This is a genomic window from Luteimonas sp. J29 (assembly GCF_000472505.1).
Lineage (GTDB): Bacteria > Pseudomonadota > Gammaproteobacteria > Xanthomonadales > Xanthomonadaceae > Luteimonas.
In genome coordinates, this window is sequence record NZ_AWZR01000014.1 from 1 (window position 1) to 21,510 (window position 21,510).

Below are 21,510 nucleotides of genomic sequence, written 5' to 3' on the forward strand. Positions count from 1 at the left end.
CGCTCATTGCCGCGTGACCCGGATGCGGCCTGCGGCCTTATCCGGGCTACGCGCCGCCAATCGCGTAGCCCGGGTAAGCGAAGCGCACCCGGGGCCCCATCGCGGCGCTCATTGCCGCGTGACCCCGGATGCGGCCTGCGGCCTTGTCCGGGCTACAAGGGCCGTGCGTCGACGAGATGTTCGCCGGGTCGCGTTCACTTCACCCGTTACACTGGCCGCGTCCCACACAGGAGCAATCAAGGATGTTGAAGACCAAGACGGTGTTGGCCACGGGGGTTGCACTGGTGCTGCTGGCGGCGTGCGGCAAGCAGGACGCCCCACCACCTGCGGCCGACGCCGCCACGGAACCGGCACCTGCCGCGGCCGGGCCGGCAATGGCCGAGCCCGACACGAACGAGCCGGCTGCCGCCGCGGAAGAACAGGCTGCGGAGGAGACGAGCGGGGAGGAAGCTTCGGCCGCGCCGGATGCCCCGGCCACGTTCGACATCGGGGCCATCCCCGTCAGCGACCAGCCGCTGCCCGAATGGCCCTACGTCGTGCTGCCCTCCGGATACGCGTTCGATCGTGACGACGTTTCCCGGCAGTCCAAGGACCTGGCCCGCGTGCCCGTCTGGACCGGCCAGTCGCTGCTCTGGGTGGAAGGCCGCACCTTCAGCGACGGCGTGGAGAGCACGGACGGCAAGACCTACTCCAAGTTCGAAGTGCGCAAGAACCTGCAGCAGGCCATCGAGGCGCTGGGCGGGGTGCGCCTGGGCCAGCGCAGCTTCGACCGGACGACCTACCAGGCCAACCGTGCAGAACTCGACGACTTCCGCCAGGAGTTCTCGGAAATGCAGAACGCCTACTGGTACGACAGCGACGCGGACACCTACGTGATCCGCCGAGCCGACAAGGCGATCTGGGTGGTGTTCGGGAGCAGCAACACCCGCGGCGCGGTGCTGGTGGCGGAAGGTCCGCTGCCGGAGGCTGGGGCGCAGTAGGGCCATGGGCGGCTGGTGGGGACCCGCTGTCCCCACCGGTCATGCGCGGCAGCGGCCGGCGACATGTCATCGGCCAGTTGCGGGTGGTCCCGGATGCGGCCTGCGGCCTTGTCCGGGCTACGAGGCAACTGTGTGGCCCGGGTAAGCGCAGCGCACCCGGGGGACGATGCGAAGCCGATTGTCGCGCGGTCCCGGATGCGGCCTGCGGCCTTATCCGGGCTACGGGGCGGCCGGCGACGTAGGATGATGCGCCGGGCGCGCATGCCCGCGACGAGCCCGGCATCAACGAGGTGACGAAGGCGTGGCCCATCCAGGCGGCGATGGCTTCGGCCGCGACGTTCGTCGTGGGCGCCGCGATGCCGCTGGCGGCGGTGCTGCTTCTGCCGGCCGACATGCAGGTGATCGGCGTGTCGATCGCGTCGCTCGCGTTCCTGGCGCTGCCCGGCGCGATCGCGCCGGCGCAGGGGCGCCAACGGGCTCAAGGCGACGTTGCGCATGACCTTCTGGGGCACGCTCGCGATGGCGCTGACTGCGGGCATCGGCAGGCTGTTCGGCACGACGGTGCGAGGCTCGACGGGGCAGTCCCTCCGGCGCGCCCTCGTGGCGGGTGGTCCGCCGCGGCGCCAGGTGCGCGCTACGACGCTTCGCCCTCGCGCAGTTCCGCCAGCAGCCGGCCCGGTGTGCAGCCTGCGATCGCATGGAAGTCCGCGATCAGGTGGCCTGGTCGTAATAGCCGGCATCGGCTGCGATGCAGGTCCAGGCGGGCGCGGGGGTGCGCTGCGCCAGGCGGACGGCGGTCTCGAAGCGCTTCAGCCGCGCGTAGGTCTTGGGGCCGATGCCCAGCGCGCCACGCAGCACGCGGCGCAGGTGGCGCTCGCTGAGACCGAGATCGCGGGCGACCGTGCCGACATTGGCGGCCTCCAGCTTCCCCAGCGCCACATCGAGCAACGGCAGTGGAACGGCCGCGGGTCGGGTACGTCCCGTGCGTTGCGACAGCGTCGCGTGCAGCAAGCGCGAGGCGTTGCCCGCGTCGTCTGTCCGGGCAAGACGCTCACGCAGGCGCCCGGCGTCGGCGCCGCCCCACAGCGCCTCGAGTGGCACGGGGTCGTCGCCCAGGTCCGATGCCGGGCTCCCCAGCGCCGCGTCGCAGGTGCCGGGGCGCAACCGGACCAGCAATGCGCGCTGTCCGCCGTGGATGAACTTGCGGTGGACGCGCGTGCGGGGACCCAGCGCATGGATATCCACGCCGCCATCGATCGATGGCGCGAAGCGTGCGACCAGCTGCACCTCCGGATGCGGAATCGCCACGCGGCGGGTATCGCGCCGGAAATGCTGCACCGTGGTTGCCAGGACGGGACCCGTGGCGTGGCCGGCCGGCATTGCGGCGCGGAAGGCGGAGGCGGGGTCCATGGTTCGATAGTGCGCCCCGGCGGGAAGGGTCGCAACCCCGCTGCGCATGGCCGTTTTCTCCAATCCGCGCGAGCGCGTGGCGGATATCGTGCGCGGCATGGACATTCTGTTGACCGGTGCGACCGGAAAAGTGGGAAGCAGGCTCGCCAGGCGGCTGGCGGAGGCGGGCCATGGGGTGCGTGCGCTCGTGCGCGATCGGGCCAGGGCGGCATCGCTCGCCGGGCATGGCATCGATCTGGCGGAAGGCGACCTGATGCGCCCGGAAACCCTGGAACCGGCCCTGCGCGGCGTCGAGGCGATCGTGCATTGCGCAGCCTTCTTCCGCGGCGCGACGCCGGAACAGGCGCACGCCGTGAACCACGTGGGGACGCGGCACCTGGCACTGGCGGCCGTCCACACCGGCGTGGGCCGCTTCGTGTTCACCAGCACGGGCCTTGTGTATGGGCCGAACGGAGGTGTCGCAGCGCGCGAGGACGACGCCTGCGCACCCGTCGACGCGTACCCGCGGAGCAAGCTCGAGGCCGAGCGGATGCTGCTGGCGATCGAGGGGCTCGACGTGCGCATCCTGCGCCTGCCGTTCGTCTACGGCGACGGCGACCCGCATATCGCCGAGGCGGTGCCGCTCATGCAGGCGTTCCCGCCGGCGCAGCGCATGTCGATCGCCCATCATGCGGACGTGGCGCAGGCGGTCGTGCGGCTGCTGGCTGCACCATCGCCGACGCATCGCATCTACAACGTCACCGACGACGCGGCGCCGGACCTGGCCACGCTGTTCGCCGCGGTCGGGCAGCCGCCACCCGACGGCAGCAACCCGGAGCGCGCCCGGGCATTCGCCGTGGTGCTGGACGGGCGCCGCCTGCGGGATGAACTCGGCTTCCGTCCGCTGTACCCGCGCCTGGCGGATGCAGCGGCGGCCGGACAGGCCTGAGCACGCCGGGCGGCGTGTCCGGCGCGGAGTGCGGCCGGTTCCGACGCGCAGCCGAGCGCCGCTCCCCGCGTGCAGCTGCCGGGCGATCATCGCGTCGTCGCCCGCCCCATGGCCTGCGGCTGCGCCACGACGCGGGCTGCGCGACTTGATTGCGTCCACACTGCAATGACCATCGACACATCGGGCACGCACGGTTGCGTGCTACGGTCCGGCGGGCGCCGTGGCGCCGTGCCATTCGTCCCGTCATCCCCAGGAACCCCCGTTGCCCTCGCGATCCCGCCGCCTCGTCCGATCCTGCCTCGTGGCCTGCCTGGCCTTCGCGTCCATCGGTGCGGCAGGCGCCCAGCCGCGCGCGGTGCCGCCGAAGGACACCACCGCCTTCGTCGACGTGAACGTCCTGCCGATGGACCGGGAAGGCGCGCTGCACCACCAGACGGTCCTGGTGCGGGACGGCCGGATCGTGGCGATGGGCGAGTCGGTCGATGTGCCGGGGGACGCGCGGATCGTGCACGGGCGCGGCAGCGCCTGGCTGCTTCCGGGCCTGGCCGACATGCACAACCACGTGCATCGCAGGCAGGACCTGGAACTGCTGCTGGCGCAGGGCATCACCACCACGCTGCACATGGGCGAGGCGCCCAACAGTTTCGTCGGCAGGACGCGGGCGGCGATCGAGGCCGGCGAGCAGGCCGGTCCGAGGGCGTTCGTGGCGCTGGCGGTGGATGGCTCGCCGCGCTATGGCCACCTGGTGGTGGCCGATGCCGAAGACGCACGCGCGGCGGTGCGCCTCGCGCGCCGCAACGGGTACGGATTCATCAAGGCCTACAACAACCTGTCGGCCCCGGCATTCGCCGCCCTGGCCGCGGAGGCCAAGGCACAGGGCCTAGGGCTCGTCGGGCATGGCGTGGCCGAAGTCGGCCTGCGCGGGCAGCTGGAGGCCGGCCAGTCGCTGGTGGCGCATGCCGAAGAGTTCTTCTACGCGTTCTTTCCGCCGCCGGCGGGCGAGGATCCCAACGCCGCGCCCGACGAGGACGGGATCGACGCGGCCATCGACCTGCTGCGCCGGCACGGCACGACCGTGGTGGCCGACCTCGTCACCTACGGCACGATCGCGCGCCAGTGGGGCCGCCCAGACGTGGTGGAGGCCTTCCTCCGCAGCCCCGGCTCGCGCTACCTGCATCCGGAGCTGCGCGTGTCGTGGCCGCTGCAGGGATACGCGCGGCGCAGCGGGAGCCTCGACGCCCGTGCGCGCTTCCTCGCCAGGTTCGTGATGGCGATGCACGAGGCGGGCGTGCCGTTGCTGTCGGGCACGGACGCGCCGGACATCCCCGGGCTGTTCCCGGGCGACGCCCTGCATCGCAACCTCTCGGCCCTGGTGGACGCGGGGCTGGATCCGCATGCCGCCCTGGCGACGGCCACGCGTGTGCCCGGCGAGTTCGTCCGCCGTCACCGGCCCGACCTCCCGGCCTTCGGCGTGGTGGCCGAAGCGGCGCGCGCGGACCTGTTGCTGGTGGCCGCCGACCCGCGTGCGGATCTCGCGACGCTGGCCGCGCCCCTGGGCGTGATGGCCGACGGGCGCTGGTATCCGCGCGAGGACCTCGAGGCGCGCAAGCAGGCGATCCTCGAGGCGTATGCCCGGGCCGAGGCGTCCGCGCGCGAGGCGGGGACGGAGTAGGGCCGCCGACGATGCGTGGCCGCGGCGGCGCTGTGCCGCCGCGACCGCGATCCCGTCGATGGCCCGGGAGAGAACGCCCCCGCCGGAACCCGGACGTCCGGTCGGATCGCTACGTCAGCGGCCCGCCACCGCCGCGGCACGAGGGCGGATCGAGCGGTGAGGTCTGCACCGGACATCCCTTCAGGCAGTTCGCGCCGCGAGCCGTGTTCTCCTCGACGCACTTCACCCGGTCGGGCCCTTCCGGATGGTTCTCGAGGCAGGCCTGGTAGCCCTGCGACGTCTGCCCGGAACAGCGGCTGGAGCAGTCCGACCAGCTCGAGTCGTAGGTGCATTGCCAGAATTCGGGGCGGGCGAAGAAGGCGTCGAGCGGCGACCGCCCGAACGGGTGGGAGGCGGCCATCTTCGCCCTCAGGTCCCGGTTCTGTTCCTGCACGGCCCCGACCTGGCCTTCGAGGTCGGCGATCCGCTTCTCCATGGCGTCGCCGCCTGCCGGTGCCGCCTGCTGGCAGCCGGCCAGTGCCAGCGCCGCCAGGAGAAGCGACAGTCCTTTGATTGCGATTCCAGTGCGCATATGCGTGCTCCCAATCCTGAGTGCCCCTGCGTTGAGGACAACGAGGGGGACGGAAGGGATCGGTCATGCCGGCAACCGACGCAGGTTGGCCACGTGGCGGCCACTCTGGATGGAACCCGCGGCTCCAGGCGGGCAACCGCTCTGGGCGCGTCCGCACCCGGACGCATTCCAGGGAGGCTGGCTGCCTCCAGGCGCGATCATGCAGAATGGGGCAGCCGACCAGGGGATTGGTCCGGGGGGAGGACCATGTGGGGATTGCGTCTGGCGTGCGCCACCTTGATGGTGCTGCTCGTGGCCTGCGAGCGAAATCCGAAGCCCGGCGTCGAGGATGCGACGCAACCGGCGCTGGCCGCCCACGCGGCACGGATGGAAGGTCGGGCTGTGGGCCTGCCGGCTGCGGCCCCCTGGACTGTGGCGCCACCTGCACCCGCGCCGCAGCCCGCGCTTGGGCCATTCGGATTCAGGCCGCCGCGGCAGCTGCTGCGGCCCACCGACGACGGGCCCGGGCGGGCCATCGTCGAGACACTGGCGACGCTTGACATCGACGGGGACGGTCGCCCGGACCTCGTGACCATGTCCGCACAGGGCCTGGTGGACGTCTATCTCCAGACTCCGGCTGGGCAACTCGTCCGTCGGGTCACCGTTCGTTCGACCACTGGGGACTACTCACCGGACAACAGCTGGCTGCTGGGCGACTTCAACAGGGACGGCATCGACGACTTCGTCTTCAGGCTGACCGATGAGCATGGCGTGCATGGCGGAGTGGGCCTGCTGCTCTCGCGCCAGGGTGGACTCCCGGTATTCCGCGAGGCGTTCCCTCCCACCGTGTACATGGCCGCGGACGGGATCTCCGAGTGGGTGGTCCTGGACGAGGATGGCGACGGGCACCAGGACATCGTCCTGTTCCGGAACTTCGTGGATGTCCCGTCGACCCCGCTGTCCTGCGCGTCGCAGATCTGTCCCAACTACCAGGTGCTTTATGGCGACGGGACGGGCAATCTCGGACGCCCCGTGCTGCGCAGGTTGCCGTTCGACCAGATGCTGCGCGAGGCCAGCGTCATCGACCTGGACGGAGACGGCCTGGAGGACATCGTGGCCTCGGCGCTCGCGCCCGGATCCCCGGAGGACGATGTGGCCCTGTTCGCCTCGTACGGCAACGGCGGGCCACCGCTGCAGGAATGGCACTACGTCCACCCGCTCGGATCGTTGACATCGGTCGTGTTCGCGGACCTGGACGGGAACGGTCGCGCCGATACGATCCATGGCGCCACCATCCGGTTCCAGGAGGCGGCCAGGCGGTTCTCCGACGAGGTCTACCTGGCGTCCTACTACCACTACCCGTACGTCCCGCACGTCGCCGACTTCGACCACGACGGACGGGGCGACCTTGTGAACCACCAGTTCACGGACTTCGGGACGATCCCGTTCCTTGCGGTGTACCTGGGGACGGGCGGGGACTTCCGGCAGCCGTTCACCCTCGACGATCCACCGTGGCCCCACGGCTTCAACATCTCCATCCATCGCCATGCCTACGCGTCGGCGGACTTCAACGCCGACGGCTGCACCGACCTTGCCATCGCCGTCAATTACGATGGCGTCGCCATCCTGGACGGCTACAACTGCCTGCCCTGGCCCCACCGGATGGCGGGGCCCATGCCGCGGCGGAAGAAGCGGTAGGACGCGAGGGCGCCCGGCCGGGGGCGTGGCCGCACCGGCCGTGGCGGGCATTGCGCCTGCGCCTTGGCCGGCTTACCGTGGGCCCGGGTGCATGGCACGGCGGGGACGCCGGACCCCGGGACTGGCATGGGCGCAGACGACCTGGAAATGCTGCTGCGGTTGCTTGCGGCGCTGTTCGCGGGCGCGCTGATCGGCTACGAGCGTACCTACCACGGTCGCCCGGCGGGTTTCCGGACCCATGCGCTCGTGTGCATGGCCTCGAGCCTGCTGATGCTGGTGACCGTGTACGAGGACCAGTGGGTCCGGACGGCGGGGGAGTCGGTGCGCCTGGATCCGACGCGCATGGCCCAGGGAATCATGACCGGCATCGGCTTCCTCGGCGCCGGCGTGATCATGAAGGAGGGCATTTCGGTCCGCGGACTCACCACGGCCGCCTCGATCTGGATCACGGCCGCGATCGGCATCCTGGCCGGGATCGGCTTCTACTTCCCGCTCGTGGTGTCGGTCGTGCTGACGATCGCCGTGCTGTCGCTGTTTCGCCTGCTGGAGTCGCGGATGCCGGCGCAGGCGTACTACCACGTCCAGTTGCGTTTCGGCCAGGCGGCTGACATGAGCGAGGCCGCGTTGCGGGACCTCATCGAAGGCCACGGCTTCAGCATCGCCAACCTCAGCTACCGCTTCGACGGTGGAGAGCGCGTGGTCCGGCACAGCATGGTGCTGCGCACGACCGACCGCTGCAGCGCCGCGCGGCTGTCGGAGACGCTGGCCGCGAAGGACGGGGTGCTGGAGTTCAGGATCACGCCGACGGGAGACTGATCGCCTGCCCGGCGAGCCCGGAGGCTGCACCGAGACGGGCTGCTGGGCGCGGCCCCGTGGATCGCGGCCGTGGAGCAAGGTTCACGCGCGAACTGTATGTAGCGCCTACAGACGTCCGCACGCCACCGCATCGAGGATCCGCTCGATCTCGGCCACCAGCTGCGCCAGATCCCGGGTGTCGAAGTACAGCAGTTCGTCGCCGTCGTGGGTCGTGCCGTCGTGCAGGGTTCCCCGACCTCCTCCAGCGCCCAGCGCACGCGCATGTCGCGCGCCAGTCCGCGGCCGCCGTCGGGGGAATCCGCGAAGGCGGTGATGACCGGACGCAAGGGGGCGGTTCCCGGTTCAGCCACGGCCGCCCCCTCTGGAACCGGGAGCGGGGCACGGAGGAGGCACGCGCTGGCGAATCATGGGCGGCTCCCGGTCGGTGGAGGCAGGGCCAGCGGCCCCTCTATGCCTGCGACGAACCACGGCTGGCCGGATCGACACGGCATCCGACCCCTGCGTGATCGCCTGGTTGGCGCGGGACCCACCAGGATCGGCGCCGTGGCGGAACGCGCCTCCGGTCCGGCGCTGACCTGCCGGCGCCCGGTTCGACCGGCGCCGTCGGCGTGGAGCCGGATCGTTCCGGCGGCCTCCACAGGGCATCGACCTGCATCAACGCGCCGCGCGAGCGTGCACGGCAACGTGTCGTGATGCGGACAGGCGACAATGCGAAGGCAGCCCGGAGCCGGGATCCGGGGCGGAACGCACACAGAACAACGATGTCGGAGTCGGCGAGGAGAACGATGGCCGTGCTGGCGCTGGGCGCGGTCGCTGCGGCATGGGCGCAGGCGCAAGCGGAGGAGCGGCCGCAGGCGCGGGAACTCGATGCGGTACGCGTCACGACGACGGTGCTGCCGGCGACCGCGGGCGAGGCGATCCACAGCGTCACCGTTCTCGGTCCGGAGCAGCTCGCACCCTGGCGCGGACGCAGCCTCGCCGAGGTGCTCGCCGCACAGGCCGGCCTGGTGCTGGACCGCAGCGCACGCGGCGGCGGCTTCGGGGCCCTTTACCTGCGCGGGGCCGATCCCAGCCACGTGGTCGTGCTGGTGGACGGGGTGCGGCAGAACGATCCGCTGTCCTCGCGCGGCAGCGCCGTGGACCTCAATACGCTGTCGCTGGAGCAGGTGGAACGGATCGAAATCGTGCGCGGTGCCGCCAGCGTCGCCCACGCCGAGGCGATCGCCGGCGTGGTCCACGTGCACACGCGGCGGCCCGCGTCCGGCGCGTCCGCGGGCGCGGCGGTCGGCGGTGACGGGCTGCGTGCGGTCCATGCGGTGCTGTCGGGCGACGGCTGGCGCCTGGCGGCGAGCGACCGCTCGGACGGAGACGGGGACATCGGCAGCCACGACCTGCGTGCGCTGGACGCGTCGTGGGCGGGCGAGCTGCGGCCGGCGCTGTCGATCCGCGCGGCCGCGGGCTATGGCGACAGCGTCGCCCGCGGCTTCCCGGACGACAGCGGCGGGCCGCGCCACGCAGTGCTGCGCGAGCTGGAAGAACGCGAGGCGCGCACCCGACACGTCTCGCTGCAGGCCGAGTGGCGTCCTGCGCTGGGTGCCGTGGAGGCACAGTGGGCATGGTTCGCCCGGGACGGCGCGGAGGATTCGCCCGGCGTGGCCGGAGGCGTGCGCGATCCGGTCGGGCTGCCGGCGCTGGCCGCCCGCACCGGTTACCGTCGCGACGAACTCCAGGCCACGTGGAGAAGCCCGCTGGGAGCGCGCGGCGAACTTGCCGTGGGCATCCTCCACCAGCGCGAGCGTGGCCGCTACGACGGCCGCATCGACTACGGAGTCTTCCGGGCGCCGGTGGCGTTCGCCATGGAGCGCAATACCGGCGCCGCCTTCGCCGAACTGCGCTGGCGCCACGCCGGCTGGACCGCGCAGGGCGGCCTGCGCTTGGAGCGGCGCAGCGACGGCGACACCGGCCACGTCCACGCCAGCCAGCCGATGCTGTCGCTGCAGCGGCGCCTGGCCGGCGGCTGGCACTGGGGCGCGTCGTACTCGCGCAGTTCGCGGCCACCGAGCTTCTACGCGCTCGGCCATCCGCTGGTTGGCAATCCTTCGCTTCGCCAGGAGCGGGCGGAGCACCGCGAGGCGTACGTCGCCACGGACGACGATGCGGCCTGGCCAAGCCGGTTCACCCTGTTCAGCGCCCGCTACCGCGACCTGGTCGATTTCGACGCCGGGCCGCCGCCACGGCTGGTGAACCGGGCGCGCATCGAGGCCGACGGCCTGGAATGGCGCAGCTCCCACCGTTTCGGCAACGACTGGCGCCTCGGCCTGGACGGCACCTGGATGCGGGTCCGCGATCCGGCGGGCGGGGCGATCCTCCGCCATCGCCCCAGGCTCCAGGCGGGGGCCGACCTGCTCGTGCCCGTCGGCGGGGCCGAGCTGTCCCTGCGCCTGCAGCACCTCGGTCGCCGCTTCGATTCGGCGATCCCCACCGGCGACCGCTGGCTCGACCGGGCGACCACGCTCGACGTGGCGATACGCCGGCCGGTCGGGCCTGCGATGCTGCTGCTGTCGCTCGACGACGCCACCGATTCACGAGGCGAAGAGGTCATCGGGCTGGACACGCCCGGCCGTCGCCTGCGACTGTCGCTGCAATGGAGCCTGGAATGAAGCCACGCCTACGGATCTCGCCGGTGCTCGCCGGACTCGTCGCCGGTGCCGCACTGCTGCCCGCGCTGGCCTGGATCGGCCTGCTGGCGCCCGCGCCCGGGCGGGCGCAGGACCCGCCGCCGCAGCCGGTGACGGTGCAGGAGGCGCTGGCCCTGGTCGAGACCTACTGCGGGGCCTGCCACCTGGTGCCGCCGCCCGATGTGATGCCCAAGCGCGCCTGGCCGCGTTCGGTGGACACGATGACCGAGCTGGCGGACAAGTTGCGCGGCGAGGGTTTCATTCCGGCCGAAGCGCTGCCGCACATCAAGGCGTTCTACTACGGAAGCGCGCCCGCCGAGCTTCCGCGCCTGCCGTACCTGCCGCCGTCCACGTCGCAGGTGCGCTTCCGCGCCGGAGCCATCGGTGCGACGTCGCCCACGCCGCTGGTCACCCACGTGGCCGCGGGCTTCGGCAGCGTGCCCAACGACCTGGTGGTTTCGGACGCCGGGCGCGGCGCGGTGCTGCGGTTGTGGCAGCGGGACGGCAAGTGGCACGAACAGGTGCTCGGCGAGTTCGTGGCGCCGGCGCATGCGCAGGTCGTGGACCTCGACGGCGACGGGCGCCTGGACGTGGTGGTGGCCGAGATGGGCGAGATGCGGCCCACCGGCGAGCCGGTGGGCAAGGTCGTGGTGCTGCTGGGCGAGCCGGACGGCAGCTTCCTGCGCCGCGACCTGGTCGAAGGCCTCGGCCGCGTGACCGACGTGCGCGCGGCCGACCTCGACGGCGATGGCGACATGGATCTGGCCGTGGCCGTGTTCGGCACCAACAACATCGGTGCGATCTTCTGGATGGAGAACCGCGACGGCGCGATGTACCGCAGGCCGCTGGTCCCGCTCGCCGGTGCGCTCGGCATCGAACCGGTGGACCTCGACGGCGACGGGCTGCTGGACCTGGTGACGCTGGTGTCGCAGGAGCACGAGATGGTGCTGGCGTTCCGCAACCTCGGCGGCGGCCGGTTCGAACAGGTCGAACTGGCGCGCGCGCCGCACCCGATGTTCGGCTCCACCTCGCTGCGTGCGGTCGACCTCGACCGGGACGGCGACATCGACCTGCTGTTCACCAACGGCGACGCCTTCGACCTGCAGACCGACCCCAAGCCCTACCACGGCGTGCAGTGGCTGGAGAACCTGGGCAACATGGAGTTCGCCGCGCACGACATCGGCCGCTTCTACGGCGCGGTGGCGACCGCGGTCGGGGACATCGACGGCGACGGCGACCTCGACATCGTGGCCAGCAGCTGGGTCAACTACTGGCGCGATCCCGCCCGCCACACCCTGGTCTGGTACGAGAACGACGGCCATCAGAACTTCACCGCCCACGGCATCGCCAGCGAACCGGCCGGCCTGACCTCGCTGTGGCTGGCCGACGCCAACGGCGATGGCCGCCTCGACATCCTCGCCGGCGCCTTCCGCATGGACCTGCTGCAGGAGATGCTGGGCATGCCGGTCAACGAGGACACCCGGCCGGCGCCGCCGAAGGGCCGCGCGAAGGAGCATCCGCGGCTGCTGGTCTTCGAGAACCTGTCGCGGGACGGTGCGCCTTGAGCGGAGACCGGCGCCCGGGCGGGATGCCATCCGGTGCGCCAGGAGTGGATCGTCGCCAATGGAGTCCACCGATGCCAGGAATGCCGTGGTGGTCGCCGTTGCTGGCTTGCTTGCTGCTGGCGCTCGGCGCGGACATCGCGCGAGGTGCCGAGGGCGGCCTGGTCGCCTTCGGTGCCGCGCGCTCGCAATCGGCGCGGGCGCTCGAGTCCGCGTGGAAGGCCGTGCCGGAACACAAACGCCGCGCGATCGAACGCTACCTGGTGTCGCTGGGCGTGTCGTCGACCGGCACGGTCCGACTGGTCGGTGCGTGGCAACTGGATGGCCGCCCTCTGCTGCATTTCCAGCACCTGGACCTGCTCGGGGACCGACTGGTGTGGTCAGTGCTGGTCGACCCTGCGGCGATGACGGCCCGGCCGGTGCTGGATCCGGACGCCGTGGGCGGCGACAGCGCGGAAGCCCTCATTCCGGCGGATCCCGACTGACCCTACCGGGAACAGCCATGCGTTGGAATGGCAGGTCCGCGTCACGGAGTACGCCATGTGCCACCGGTTCCCGGGACTTGTATTCCTCCTGCTCGGTCTGTCGCTCGGCGCAGCCCAAGCATGCTCGCTGGTTCCACTGCCGCCCGCGGCGCGCGCCTCGCAGGCCCATGCCGTGGTCCTGGCGGTGCCGGTTCGCACAACGCTCGAGCCTGCCCGGGCGGGGAGTTCCGGATACAAGGGAATGGCCAGGCAGCGCGTCGAATGGGAGGTCCAAGCCTCGTGGAAGGGTCCATACCGGCGCGGTCGGCGCGTGCACACGGATGCCGAGATGATGCTGGGCCCCGCCAGCTGCCAGTCCCTGGCCGAGATCATCCCCGGCATGCCCCGGCTCGTGTACCTGTTCGATGCGCGGACGCCGCATCGGCGTATCCTGGTTGTGGAGGTGCAGGACACGGACGCCGGAGTGCGGTGGCTTGATGCGTCCAGCAGTGGCGCTGACGACGGGGCCGATTGAACGGTCCAGCCGGTTTCGCTGGAGCGCGACCGTGCGAGTCGTCCATGACGCCACGCTTCTTGTCACGGAAGGAGTCTGCTGGCAGCATGGACCCGCATCGACCTGAAGCATGGAGCGCTGGGATGAGATGGATCTGGACGATCGCGATGGTGGCCGCCATGACGGCCGTTTCCGCAGGGTGCGCGTCGAATGCCCAACCGGCTGAAGCCTCCGACATTACGGAGCCATTCTCCGGGACGTGGGCCGTCGAGTGGTGCAACGAGGCCAGGCCAGACCACGATTGCGGTGGTTTCGACGTGACATTGGTGCAAAGGGGGCGCAGCGTCTGCGGCCAGTACGACAGTGCGCGGGTGAATCTGACGCAGGTGGACGAGGGTCGTGTGGAAGGGATTGCCACGGGAGATACCGCCAACCTTCGGGTTCGCAGCCACCGTAACGACACGGTGGTTGAGGTGCACGTGCGTCGCGTCGGCGAGGACCTTCACTGGAAGCAGGGGGACACCATCGAGCGCGGGGGGAATGATTTTGTACTCATCGCCAACGAGGAGATTCTCCTGAGCCGGCCGGCGATCCCGCTGAGGTCGCCGGAGAGGTGTCAGCAATAGAGATCAAGGATGGAGACAAGAGATGGAGTTCAGGTTACTTGCTCAGGATGAGTACGATCGAAAGCTTCGCGAGGTGATCGTCGGGACGGAAGGGCATCATGCTGGTGTACAGGATGTGGGGGATGGCCTCGCAACGATTGGATGGGGTTACACGCTCAACAATCACGAGAACATGCCCATATGGCGAAGGGCGGGCATCGAGCTGACGCCAGAGCAGACGGCAGTCCTCGAGCATGTGGACCGGGCGCCGGAGGGTCGGAAGACGGCCATAGGTCTGACGTTCGACAAGGTTCTTACAGAGACGGAGTCCGACCGTTTGCTCAGAGCTTCGATCCAGGCCTATGAGGCGCCGGCCGTTGAAGCGGGCATGCCTCTGTCAGACGAGCGCGTCGCGGTGGTCTCCGTGACGTACAACCGTGGTCCGGGTGTCATGCGGAGTCATGAGGTCATGGGTGCGATAAGGGATGGAGACCGGGCCGAGGCTTGGTATCAGTTGCGATACAACTGCTGGGGGTCAAAGGTGAGCGCCGAGAACGGCCTGCGCAAGCGCCGCTTCGCCGAAGCCGAGATCTTCGGCCTCTACGACGACCCGGAGGCCGTTTCCGTGGAAGAAGCGGCGGCCGTGTACGCGATGTACCGCGAGCACCATGCCGAGATCGACCGGGTCGAACGCCGGTTCGGCGTGACCGTGAATGGGGTCGAGGCGCGGCCGAACCGGATCGCGCACGCGAACCGGGACTACCCCGACATCGTGGCGATGTACGGCGAGGTGCAGACGATCGCCGACTCGCTCGAGCCGGCGAGGTCACGATTGCTTGGGCACCTGCGCGAACGGTATCCGACGCTTGCAGGCGAGCTCACGGAGGAACGGTTCAATGCCGGCTTGATCGACCCCGAGCGGTTCCCGCGTGAGTTCGCAGTGGTGGCAGGGCAGGGCGTGCAGCCGGGAAGTCCTGCGGTCGCGCACCGGATGGCCGGCCCTGCAGCGACGCAGCATGGCCCGTTCCAGAGCGGGCACCTGAACGCGGCGGTCGCGGCGCTGCGGTCGGACGATCCAGCGCAGGCCGACCGAGCGCTCCGGAGGCTGGCCGACTCGCCGGAGGGACAGGCGTTCATCCATATGGGCGAGGAAGCGCGGGCCAGGGGCGAGGAGGTCGCGCGAGAGGCGTTGGTCCGGTAGCGCAGGGTGCCGTACTAACGTGCATCCGAAACGCCTGGTCGACGAGAACAAGCCTGTAGGGAGCAAGGCGGGGACGCACCTTGCCGGTCGTGATCTGGTGGTATCCGGCGCATGCGCCGATGCTACTGGTACTGCTGCAAGGGAAAGACCCGAGGAACGCGGACACCACGAGATCGTCAGGATGTTCGCGCACTGGCGCGTGGAGGAATGAACCTTGTCGGCGTCGGGCTCCGCTGGCGCCATTCGCCGGCATCGACCATGAAGCATGGAGTGCTCAGATGGGACGGATCAGGAGGATCACGATGGTGGCCGCCCTGACGGCCGCTTCCGCGGGGTGTGCGTTGAATGTCCGCTCCGGCGACGTATCTGACGGTTCAGCTCCTTTTTCGGGTACGTGGTCCGTCGAGTGGTGCAACGAGGCCCGGCCGGATCAAGAGTGCGGTGGTTTTGACGTTACATTGGTGCAGAAGGGCGGCCGCATCTGAGGCAAGTACGATAGTGCGCGAGTAAACCTGACGCAGGTGGACGAGGGTCGCGTGGAGGGCATCGCCACGGGACACAGCGCAGACCTGCAGGTTCGCAGCCACCGCAACAACACCGTGGTGGAGGTCCATGTGCGGCGCATAGGCGAGGATCTTCGCTGGAAACAGGGCAAGACCCTCGAGCGCGGAGGCAATGACTTTGTGCTCATCGCAAATGAGGCCATCCTCGAGAGGAGGCCAGCTGGCCACCTGAGGTCACCGGAAGGGTGTTAGCTGAGGCCAGGTTGCACGTACCCACGGCAAAGGAGTGCTGGAATGAGACCTGTTGGGCTATCTGTTTCGATCGTATTGCTCATCGTCGCCGGTGGGTGTGCCTCGGCAATCGAGAGCGGTGAAGATCCTGGCGGCAAGTCAGGCTTCTCGGGGTCATGGAGTGTCGACTGGTGCAATCCAGACAGACCTGATCTTGAATGCGGCGGCTTCTCCGTCACCCTCAGGCAGACTGGAAAGCGTGTCTGCGGCGAGTATGGCGGTGCGCTGGTGAACCTCCGTCAGATCGACGAGGGTGTCGTTGACGGAATCGAGGAGAGCGACGGCACCGCCGTTGTCGATGTCCGAAGCGGGAGGAACGGCGACATCCTGCGCGTGCGCATCACCAGGGCCACAGATGGTCTTGCCTGGAAAGTGCTGGAAACGCTGAGCGAGGGAGGTGGCGACATTTCCATCATCGCGATGGATGAACTGTTGAAGCCAACCGAGGACGAGTCCTTGAATCTGCGGAGTGATTGCAGCTGAGGCGCATGGCAGCGGAGCTTGAAATGGAATTCAGGCATCTTACGAGAGAAGAATACGATCGGCGCCTTCGCGAGGTCCTGGTCAGCACGGAGGGAATGCATGCCCGGGTCCAGGACGTTGGAGACGGCAAGGCAACGATCGGTTGGGGATACACACTGAACCGTAACGAGAACGTCGCCATCTGGACGCGATCCGGGATGGATCTGACGCCTGCGCAACTTGAGGTTCTTCGCCAGGTGGACCATGCGCGCCCCGAAGACAGGACCGCCATCGCCCTTGGGTTCGAGAGGGTCCTGACCGAAGAGGAGGCGAATCAGCTGTACAGGGCCTCCATCCACGAGTACGAGGCTCCCGCGGAGGGCGCAGGTATGCCGCTCTCGGTGGAACGCGTCGCCGTTGTCTCCGTCACGTACAACAGGGGCGTCGGAGCAATGCAGCGGCATCCGGTATGGGATGCAATTGAAGGTGGCGACCGCGCGGAGGCCTGGTATCAGCTGCGCTACAACTGCTGGGGATCGAGGGCCAACGCCGAAGGCGGCCTGCGCAAGCGCCGCTTCGCCGAAGCCGAAATCTTCGGCCTCTACGACGACCCGGAGGCCGTTTCCGTGGAAGAGGCCGCGGCCGTGTACGCGATGTACCGCGAGCACCATGCCGAGATCGACCGGGTCGAACGCCGATTCGGCCTGACGGTGGATGGCGTCGAGGCGCGACCGAACCGGATCGCGCATGCCAATCGCGACTACCCCGACATCGTCGCCATCTACGGAGAGGTGCAGACCATCGCCGACTCGCTGGAACCGGCCAGGTCGCGCCTGCTCGCGCACCTGCGTGAGCGTTATCCGGCGCTTGCCGGCGAGCTCACGGAGGAGCGGTTCAATGCCGGGTTGATCGATCCCGGGCGGTTTCCGCGCGAGTTCGCCCTGGCAGCAGGGGAGGGTGCGCAGCCGGGGAATCCGGCGCTCGCACCCCGGATGGACGGTCCGGCAGGGCCGCCGCCGGGCCCGTTCCAGCACGGGCACCTGAATGCGGCCGTCGCGGCGCTGGCGTCGGGCGATGCGGAGCAGGCCGACCGTGCGCTCCGGAGGCTGGCCGACTCGCCGGAGGGGCAGGCGTTCATCCGGATGGGAGAGGACGCGCTGGCCAGGGGCGAGGAGGCCGCGCGGGACGCGATGGCGCGATAGCGGCCTGGCCAGGAGGACCGCGTCTGGCGCGGGCCGCTCGTCCAGGACAGCTCATGCGATCGGCTCCGGGCCGGGCGGCACCGGCCGTTCGGCGCGGGCGGGAAGGCCGCGCGGGCCTCGCCGGTGCCGACAGCATGTGTATGCTGGCGGGATGGCGGGCAACGGGGTGCAGGGTGCCATGGCCGGACATGCCCACGATGCGGATCCCCTCGAGCGTTCGTCGAAGCGCAGGAAGGCGTGTACGAACGCGCACTCGGGGAACTGCGGGCAGGACTCAAGCGCGGCCACTGGATGTGGTTCGTGTTTCCCCAGCTGCGCGGCCTGGGCAGGAGCGCTCAATCGGCGTTCTACGGGATCCGCGGGCTGGAGGAGGCACGGCGTTACCTGGCGCATCCTGTGCTCGGGCCCCGGCTCGAGGCCGCGACGCGCTGCGTGCTCCAGGCCGGGGTTCCGCCGCCGGTGATCTTCGGCCAGCTGGACGCGATGAAGTTCATCTCCTGCATGACACTGTTCGCGCAGGCCGGCGGCGCCGACAGCGTGTTCGCGGACGCGCTGCGCACCTGCGGACTGGAGGACCGCCTGACGCTGGAAGCGCTGTCGATCGAGTCGGGCGGCGCCTGAGCGACCGGCGTGGCCGGAATCGACCGGGCGGGTGGGTCCGGCGGCAGGTTGAGGGCGGGCCGCCTGCATGGCGTTCACCGGCTGGTTGCGAAGTTCCGCCCCGTCCATCCAGATCGGCGACGGACAAGATGGCGTCCGACCGCGGCGCCCGTCAGCCGCGCCGCGCCGCCTCGATCGTGGCCACGTCGATCCGGCGCATCTGCATCATCGCGTCGAACACGCGCTTGGCCGCCGCGCGGTCTTCGCCGCGGTAGGCCTCGATCAGGACGCGCGGGGTGATCTGCCATGACACGCCCCAGCGGTCCTTGCACCAGCCGCAGGCGCTCTCCTGGCCGCCGTTGCCGACGATCGCGTCCCAGTAGCGGTCGGTTTCGGCCTGGTCCTCGGTGACCACCTGGAACGAGAACGCCTCGGTCTGCGGGAACTGCGGGCCGCCGTTCAGGCCCACGCAGGGAGTGCCCAGCACGGTGAACTCCACGGTGAGCGGATCGCCCTGCTTGCCCGCCGGATAGTCGCCCGGGGCGTGGACGAGCCTGCCGACGGCGCTGTCGGGGAAGGTGTCGGCGTAGAACCGGGCGGCTTCGAGGGCGTTGCCGTTGAACCACAGGCAGATGGTGTTCTTCGGGATCATGATGCCTCTCCTCAGGGGGCGTGCGGCGCGCTTTCCATGGTGCGACGAGCGGGCGGGGCGGGAATCGACACCCTGCGCGCCACGCCGGTGGCCGGCCGGCGGCCGCGGCCGCGTTGTGGCAAGGGATCCAGCCGGAGACCCGCCATGCCGCCCAGCCGCCATGGTTCCCTGTTCGCGGCGCTCGCCGCGGTGTCGGTCGTGGCAGGGGCGGCGGCGGCCGATGCGCCCTCGGACGCGAGGCCCGCGCCGGTCGTGGTGGCCACGGCCGACACCGCCGAACAGGCCTACGACGCGGGGGTCTTGCGCATCCTGGTGCAGGCGGCGGCCACCGGCGGCCGCTACGCGGTGCTCGAACTCAACGAGGCCCCGGGCTACCGCACGCCGCCGCACGTGCACCCGGGCATGGACGAGAGCTTCTACGCGCTGGAAGGCACGCTGGAGCTGGAGGTCGGGGGCACGACCCACACGCTCGCGGCCGGCTCGTATGTCCACATTCCGCGCGGCACGCCGCACGCCCAAGGCAGCGCGGACGACCTGCCGGTAAAACTGCTCACCACGTTCACGCCCGGCGGGTTCGAGGCGTTCTTTCTCGACCGGGTCGAACTCGCGCGGACGGTCCGGCGCGGCGACGAGGAGTTCCTGCCGCGGATGATGGACGTCGTGCACCGCCACGGGGCATGGCTGCAACCGGCGCAGTAGCGGGCACGTTGCCGGACCCGCAGTGCCTGTCGACGGCCCGTACACATCGCCGTGAGCCCTGCACGCGTAGGGTGGGCGCCGCCGCCGTGTGACCGGCCCAGAGGGAGAACGCGCGATGTCCGCCAGCATCCACCGACCGTACGTGACGTCCTGTCCACCGCTCCACGCCGTGCTGCTCGGCGGCGCGGCGACCCTGTTCCTCGCTGCGCTGCTCAGCGATATCGCCTACACCCGCAGCTACGAGATCCAGTGGAACAACTTCGCCTCCTGGCTGATCGCCGGGGGCCTGGTGGTGGCGGGGGCGGCGCTGGTGTGCGCGATCCTCGGCCTGCTGCCGGCACGCCGCACCCGCCACTCGCTGCTGCACTTCGTGCTGCTGCTGGTGGCCTGGATCGTGGGCTTGCTCAACGCGCTCTGGCACGCGCGCGATGCCTGGGCCAGCATGCCGGGCGGGTTGGTGCTGTCGGTGATCACCGTCCTGTTGGCCTGCGCGGCGACCTGGCTCGGGTGCGGGGCCGTGCGCACCGGAGGTGCGCCATGAACCGCCTGGCCCCGGCCGCGCTCGCGCTGGCGACGATGCTGGCCGCCTGTTCGGGCGAACAGCCGCCCCTGCAGTACGGCGCCGACCCTGAGCTGCCCGAGCCGCGGCGCGGCCTGATGCCGGACATGGTGATCGCCAAGCCGGCGGGGTGGGGCGACCGCGTCCCGCTGGTGCCGGAGGGTTTCGAGGTGCGGGCGATCGCCACCGACCTGCTGATCCCCCGGCAGACGCTGGTGCTGCCCAATGGCGATATCCTGGTGGCCGAGGGCCGCGGCGGGAACGCGCCCAGGCTCAAGCCCAAGGACGTGATCGCCGGGCCGATCAAGGCCGCCGGCACCACCCAGGTCCAGAGCGGCAACCGCCTGACCCTGCTGCGCGACGCGGACGGCGATGGCGATTACGAGATCCAGACCGTGTTCGCCGCCAACCTCAACGCCCCCTACGGCCTGGCCCTGGTAGGCGACAGCCTGTACGTGGCGAACCAGGACGCGGTGGTCCGTTTCGACTATACGCCCGGGCAGACCCAGGCCAGCGCGGCCACGCCCGAGACGCTTGCCCTGCTGCCGTCGGAGATCAACCACCACTGGACCAAGGCGATGACCGCGAGCGCTGACGGACGCAGGCTCTACGTGGGCATCGGCTCCAACAGCAACATCACCGAGCGCGGCATGCTCGCCGAGCAGGACCGGGCGATGGTGTGGGAGATCGACGTGGCCAGCGGGATGCACCGCCCCTACGCCACCGGGCTGCGCAATCCGACCGCGCTCGCCATCCAGCCGGGCAGCGGCCAGCTGTGGGCGGTGGTGAACGAGCGCGACGAGCTCGGCCCGAACCTGGTGCCCGACTACCTGACCTCGGTGCGCGAGGGCGGCTTCTACGGCTGGCCCTGGGCCTACTGGGGCCAGCACGTGGACGAGCGCGTGCGCCCGCGCAACCCGGAGAAGGTGGCCCAGGCGATCACGCCGGACTACAGCCTGGGCGCGCACGTTGCCGCGCTGGGCCTGGACTTCTCCAGCGCGGCGATGGGGCCGGCGTTCGCCGATGGCGCGTTCGTGGGCATGCACGGCAGCTGGAACCGCGCCGATCCGGTCGGCTACAAGGTGGTGTTCGTGCCGTTCCGCAACGGCCGCCCGGCGGGCGACCCGGTGGACTTCGTCACCGGCTTCCGCGACGACGACGGCACCACGCGCGGGCGGCCGGTGGGCGTAACCGTGGACCCGCGCGGGGCGCTGATCGTGGCCGACGACCTGTCGAACACGATCTGGCGGGTGTCGCGCGTGGATGCGCCGGCCCTGGATCCTGTTCCGCCGCTGGGAGAGGACGCGGGCGGGATGGACGACCGGGACGGTGCGACGGGTGACGACACCGGGCCAGGGGACGACGAAGCCGGAACCACGCCCACACCGGCGCCGCCCCCGCCCGGTTGATCCGCCCCGGGCCGGTCCTGGCGCGCACTGGACGGCCGCCCGGGCCGTGGGGGCG

Annotated in this window: 20 protein-coding genes and 1 pseudogene; 17 read left to right on the top strand and 4 right to left on the bottom strand. The window is 70.4% G+C overall.

Going from position 1 to position 21,510, the window contains the following annotated elements; genetic code table 11:
- The first annotated feature begins 242 nt into the window (after positions 1-242).
- Positions 243-980 carry a hypothetical protein gene (locus LUTJ29_RS0113895; RefSeq protein ID WP_144774256.1) on the top strand — a complete coding sequence of 246 codons (738 nt, stop codon included), beginning with the start codon at positions 243-245 and terminating at the stop codon, positions 978-980.
- A 711-nt stretch (positions 981-1,691) separates the two neighbouring features.
- On the opposite strand, the gene LUTJ29_RS17600 is transcribed toward LUTJ29_RS0113895, so the two are convergent.
- Positions 1,692-2,390, bottom strand: a complete 699-nt coding sequence (locus LUTJ29_RS17600; RefSeq protein WP_051323040.1) for an AraC family transcriptional regulator — start codon at positions 2,388-2,390, stop codon at positions 1,692-1,694.
- A 46-nt stretch (positions 2,391-2,436) separates the two neighbouring features.
- Here LUTJ29_RS17600 and LUTJ29_RS0113905 point away from each other — a divergent pair, with 46 nt between their 5' ends.
- Positions 2,437-3,318, top strand: a complete 882-nt coding sequence (locus LUTJ29_RS0113905; RefSeq protein ID WP_198012691.1) for an NAD-dependent epimerase/dehydratase family protein — start codon at positions 2,437-2,439, stop codon at positions 3,316-3,318.
- 301 nt (positions 3,319-3,619) lie between these two features.
- On the top strand, positions 3,620-4,990 hold the full coding sequence (locus LUTJ29_RS17605) for an amidohydrolase (RefSeq protein ID WP_232221222.1): 1,371 nt from the start codon (positions 3,620-3,622) through the stop codon (positions 4,988-4,990).
- Between the two features lie 109 nt (positions 4,991-5,099).
- Here LUTJ29_RS17605 and LUTJ29_RS18890 read toward each other — a convergent pair whose 3' ends face one another.
- Positions 5,100-5,561 carry a hypothetical protein gene (locus tag LUTJ29_RS18890; RefSeq protein WP_027073043.1) on the bottom strand — a complete coding sequence of 154 codons (462 nt, stop codon included), beginning with the start codon at positions 5,559-5,561 and terminating at the stop codon, positions 5,100-5,102.
- 246 nt (positions 5,562-5,807) lie between these two features.
- Between LUTJ29_RS18890 and LUTJ29_RS0113920 the strand changes: the two genes are divergently transcribed.
- Together LUTJ29_RS0113920 and LUTJ29_RS0113925 are read left to right on the top strand one after the other, a co-directional pair.
- Positions 5,808-7,238 (top strand): VCBS repeat-containing protein, encoded by a 1,431-nt coding sequence (locus tag LUTJ29_RS0113920; RefSeq protein WP_027073044.1) that lies wholly within the window; start codon positions 5,808-5,810, stop codon positions 7,236-7,238.
- Positions 7,239-7,364: 126 nt separating this feature from the next.
- A complete protein-coding gene (locus tag LUTJ29_RS0113925) occupies positions 7,365-8,054 on the top strand; it encodes an MgtC/SapB family protein (protein ID WP_027073045.1) in 690 nt (229 codons plus the stop codon).
- A gap of 224 nt (positions 8,055-8,278) precedes the next feature.
- Here LUTJ29_RS0113925 and LUTJ29_RS19075 read toward each other — a convergent pair.
- A pseudogene (locus LUTJ29_RS19075) lies at positions 8,279-8,380 on the bottom strand (glutathione S-transferase family protein); the annotation flags it as partial.
- A gap of 459 nt (positions 8,381-8,839) precedes the next feature.
- On the opposite strand from LUTJ29_RS19075, the gene LUTJ29_RS0113930 reads away from it, so the two are divergent.
- From LUTJ29_RS0113930 to LUTJ29_RS17625, 9 genes are all read left to right on the top strand, one after another.
- The gene (locus tag LUTJ29_RS0113930; protein WP_027073046.1) at positions 8,840-10,714 is read left to right on the top strand and encodes a TonB-dependent receptor; all 1,875 of its coding nucleotides are present in this window, start codon (positions 8,840-8,842) and stop codon (positions 10,712-10,714) included.
- Positions 10,711-12,297, top strand: coding sequence for a VCBS repeat-containing protein (locus LUTJ29_RS17610; RefSeq protein ID WP_198012692.1), 1,587 nt, complete (start codon positions 10,711-10,713; stop codon positions 12,295-12,297). Before LUTJ29_RS0113930 ends, LUTJ29_RS17610 begins: the two co-directional genes overlap by 4 nt.
- An 80-nt stretch (positions 12,298-12,377) precedes the next feature.
- Complete coding sequence (locus LUTJ29_RS0113940) at positions 12,378-12,779, top strand: hypothetical protein (RefSeq protein WP_144774251.1); 402 nt, start codon at positions 12,378-12,380, stop codon at positions 12,777-12,779.
- 22 nt (positions 12,780-12,801) lie between these two features.
- A complete protein-coding gene (locus LUTJ29_RS0113945) occupies positions 12,802-13,293 on the top strand; it encodes a hypothetical protein (protein WP_027073048.1) in 492 nt (163 codons plus the stop codon).
- Between the two features lie 122 nt (positions 13,294-13,415).
- The gene (locus LUTJ29_RS0113950; RefSeq protein ID WP_027073049.1) at positions 13,416-13,898 is read left to right on the top strand and encodes a hypothetical protein; all 483 of its coding nucleotides are present in this window, start codon (positions 13,416-13,418) and stop codon (positions 13,896-13,898) included.
- A 22-nt stretch (positions 13,899-13,920) separates the two neighbouring features.
- Complete coding sequence (locus tag LUTJ29_RS17615) at positions 13,921-15,078, top strand: hypothetical protein (protein WP_027073050.1); 1,158 nt, start codon at positions 13,921-13,923, stop codon at positions 15,076-15,078.
- Positions 15,079-15,875: 797 nt separating this feature from the next.
- A complete protein-coding gene (locus LUTJ29_RS18715) occupies positions 15,876-16,355 on the top strand; it encodes a hypothetical protein (RefSeq protein WP_144774249.1) in 480 nt (159 codons plus the stop codon).
- A 23-nt stretch (positions 16,356-16,378) separates the two neighbouring features.
- A complete protein-coding gene (locus LUTJ29_RS17620; protein ID WP_144774248.1) occupies positions 16,379-17,536 on the top strand; it encodes a lysozyme in 1,158 nt (385 codons plus the stop codon).
- A gap of 123 nt (positions 17,537-17,659) precedes the next feature.
- Positions 17,660-18,157: a DUF1810 domain-containing protein gene (locus LUTJ29_RS17625; protein ID WP_084524894.1), complete on the top strand. Its 498-nt coding sequence runs from the start codon at positions 17,660-17,662 to the stop codon at positions 18,155-18,157.
- Between the two features lie 151 nt (positions 18,158-18,308).
- On the opposite strand, the gene LUTJ29_RS0113980 is transcribed toward LUTJ29_RS17625, so the two are convergent.
- Positions 18,309-18,788, bottom strand: coding sequence for a VOC family protein (locus tag LUTJ29_RS0113980; RefSeq protein WP_027073053.1), 480 nt, complete (start codon positions 18,786-18,788; stop codon positions 18,309-18,311).
- 144 nt (positions 18,789-18,932) lie between these two features.
- Between LUTJ29_RS0113980 and LUTJ29_RS18215 the strand changes: the two genes are divergently transcribed.
- The 3 genes from LUTJ29_RS18215 (at position 18,933) to LUTJ29_RS17635 (ending at position 21,455) form a co-directional block, all read left to right on the top strand.
- Positions 18,933-19,487, top strand: coding sequence for a cupin domain-containing protein (locus LUTJ29_RS18215; protein ID WP_051323044.1), 555 nt, complete (start codon positions 18,933-18,935; stop codon positions 19,485-19,487).
- Between the two features lie 115 nt (positions 19,488-19,602).
- A complete protein-coding gene (locus LUTJ29_RS0113990) occupies positions 19,603-20,028 on the top strand; it encodes a DUF2231 domain-containing protein (RefSeq protein WP_027073054.1) in 426 nt (141 codons plus the stop codon).
- Positions 20,025-21,455: a sorbosone dehydrogenase family protein gene (locus LUTJ29_RS17635; RefSeq protein WP_084524895.1), complete on the top strand. Its 1,431-nt coding sequence runs from the start codon at positions 20,025-20,027 to the stop codon at positions 21,453-21,455. Before LUTJ29_RS0113990 ends, LUTJ29_RS17635 begins: the two co-directional genes overlap by 4 nt.
- Positions 21,456-21,510: the final 55 nt, after the last annotated feature.

What these genes read in the sequence shown, in the direction of transcription:
- LUTJ29_RS18715 (WP_144774249.1), top strand. Translation starts at nt 15,876, where the DNA reads ATGAGACCTGTTGGGCTATCTGTTTCGATCGTATTGCTCATCGTCGCC.
- LUTJ29_RS17610 (WP_198012692.1), top strand. Translation starts at nt 10,711, where the DNA reads ATGAAGCCACGCCTACGGATCTCGCCGGTGCTCGCCGGACTCGTCGCC.
- LUTJ29_RS18890 (WP_027073043.1), bottom strand. Translation starts at nt 5,561, where the DNA reads ATGCGCACTGGAATCGCAATCAAAGGACTGTCGCTTCTCCTGGCGGCG.
- LUTJ29_RS0113940 (WP_144774251.1), top strand. Translation starts at nt 12,378, where the DNA reads ATGCCGTGGTGGTCGCCGTTGCTGGCTTGCTTGCTGCTGGCGCTCGGC.
- LUTJ29_RS0113980 (WP_027073053.1), bottom strand. Translation starts at nt 18,788, where the DNA reads ATGATCCCGAAGAACACCATCTGCCTGTGGTTCAACGGCAACGCCCTC.
- LUTJ29_RS0113895 (WP_144774256.1), top strand. Translation starts at nt 243, where the DNA reads ATGTTGAAGACCAAGACGGTGTTGGCCACGGGGGTTGCACTGGTGCTG.
- LUTJ29_RS17615 (WP_027073050.1), top strand. Translation starts at nt 13,921, where the DNA reads ATGGAGTTCAGGTTACTTGCTCAGGATGAGTACGATCGAAAGCTTCGC.
- LUTJ29_RS0113905 (WP_198012691.1), top strand. Translation starts at nt 2,437, where the DNA reads ATGGCCGTTTTCTCCAATCCGCGCGAGCGCGTGGCGGATATCGTGCGC.
- LUTJ29_RS0113925 (WP_027073045.1), top strand. Translation starts at nt 7,365, where the DNA reads ATGGGCGCAGACGACCTGGAAATGCTGCTGCGGTTGCTTGCGGCGCTG.
- LUTJ29_RS17600 (WP_051323040.1), bottom strand. Translation starts at nt 2,390, where the DNA reads ATGGACCCCGCCTCCGCCTTCCGCGCCGCAATGCCGGCCGGCCACGCC.
- LUTJ29_RS17635 (WP_084524895.1), top strand. Translation starts at nt 20,025, where the DNA reads ATGAACCGCCTGGCCCCGGCCGCGCTCGCGCTGGCGACGATGCTGGCC.
- LUTJ29_RS17620 (WP_144774248.1), top strand. Translation starts at nt 16,379, where the DNA reads ATGGAATTCAGGCATCTTACGAGAGAAGAATACGATCGGCGCCTTCGC.
- LUTJ29_RS0113920 (WP_027073044.1), top strand. Translation starts at nt 5,808, where the DNA reads ATGTGGGGATTGCGTCTGGCGTGCGCCACCTTGATGGTGCTGCTCGTG.
- LUTJ29_RS18215 (WP_051323044.1), top strand. Translation starts at nt 18,933, where the DNA reads ATGCCGCCCAGCCGCCATGGTTCCCTGTTCGCGGCGCTCGCCGCGGTG.
- LUTJ29_RS0113990 (WP_027073054.1), top strand. Translation starts at nt 19,603, where the DNA reads ATGTCCGCCAGCATCCACCGACCGTACGTGACGTCCTGTCCACCGCTC.
- LUTJ29_RS0113950 (WP_027073049.1), top strand. Translation starts at nt 13,416, where the DNA reads ATGAGATGGATCTGGACGATCGCGATGGTGGCCGCCATGACGGCCGTT.
- LUTJ29_RS0113930 (WP_027073046.1), top strand. Translation starts at nt 8,840, where the DNA reads ATGGCCGTGCTGGCGCTGGGCGCGGTCGCTGCGGCATGGGCGCAGGCG.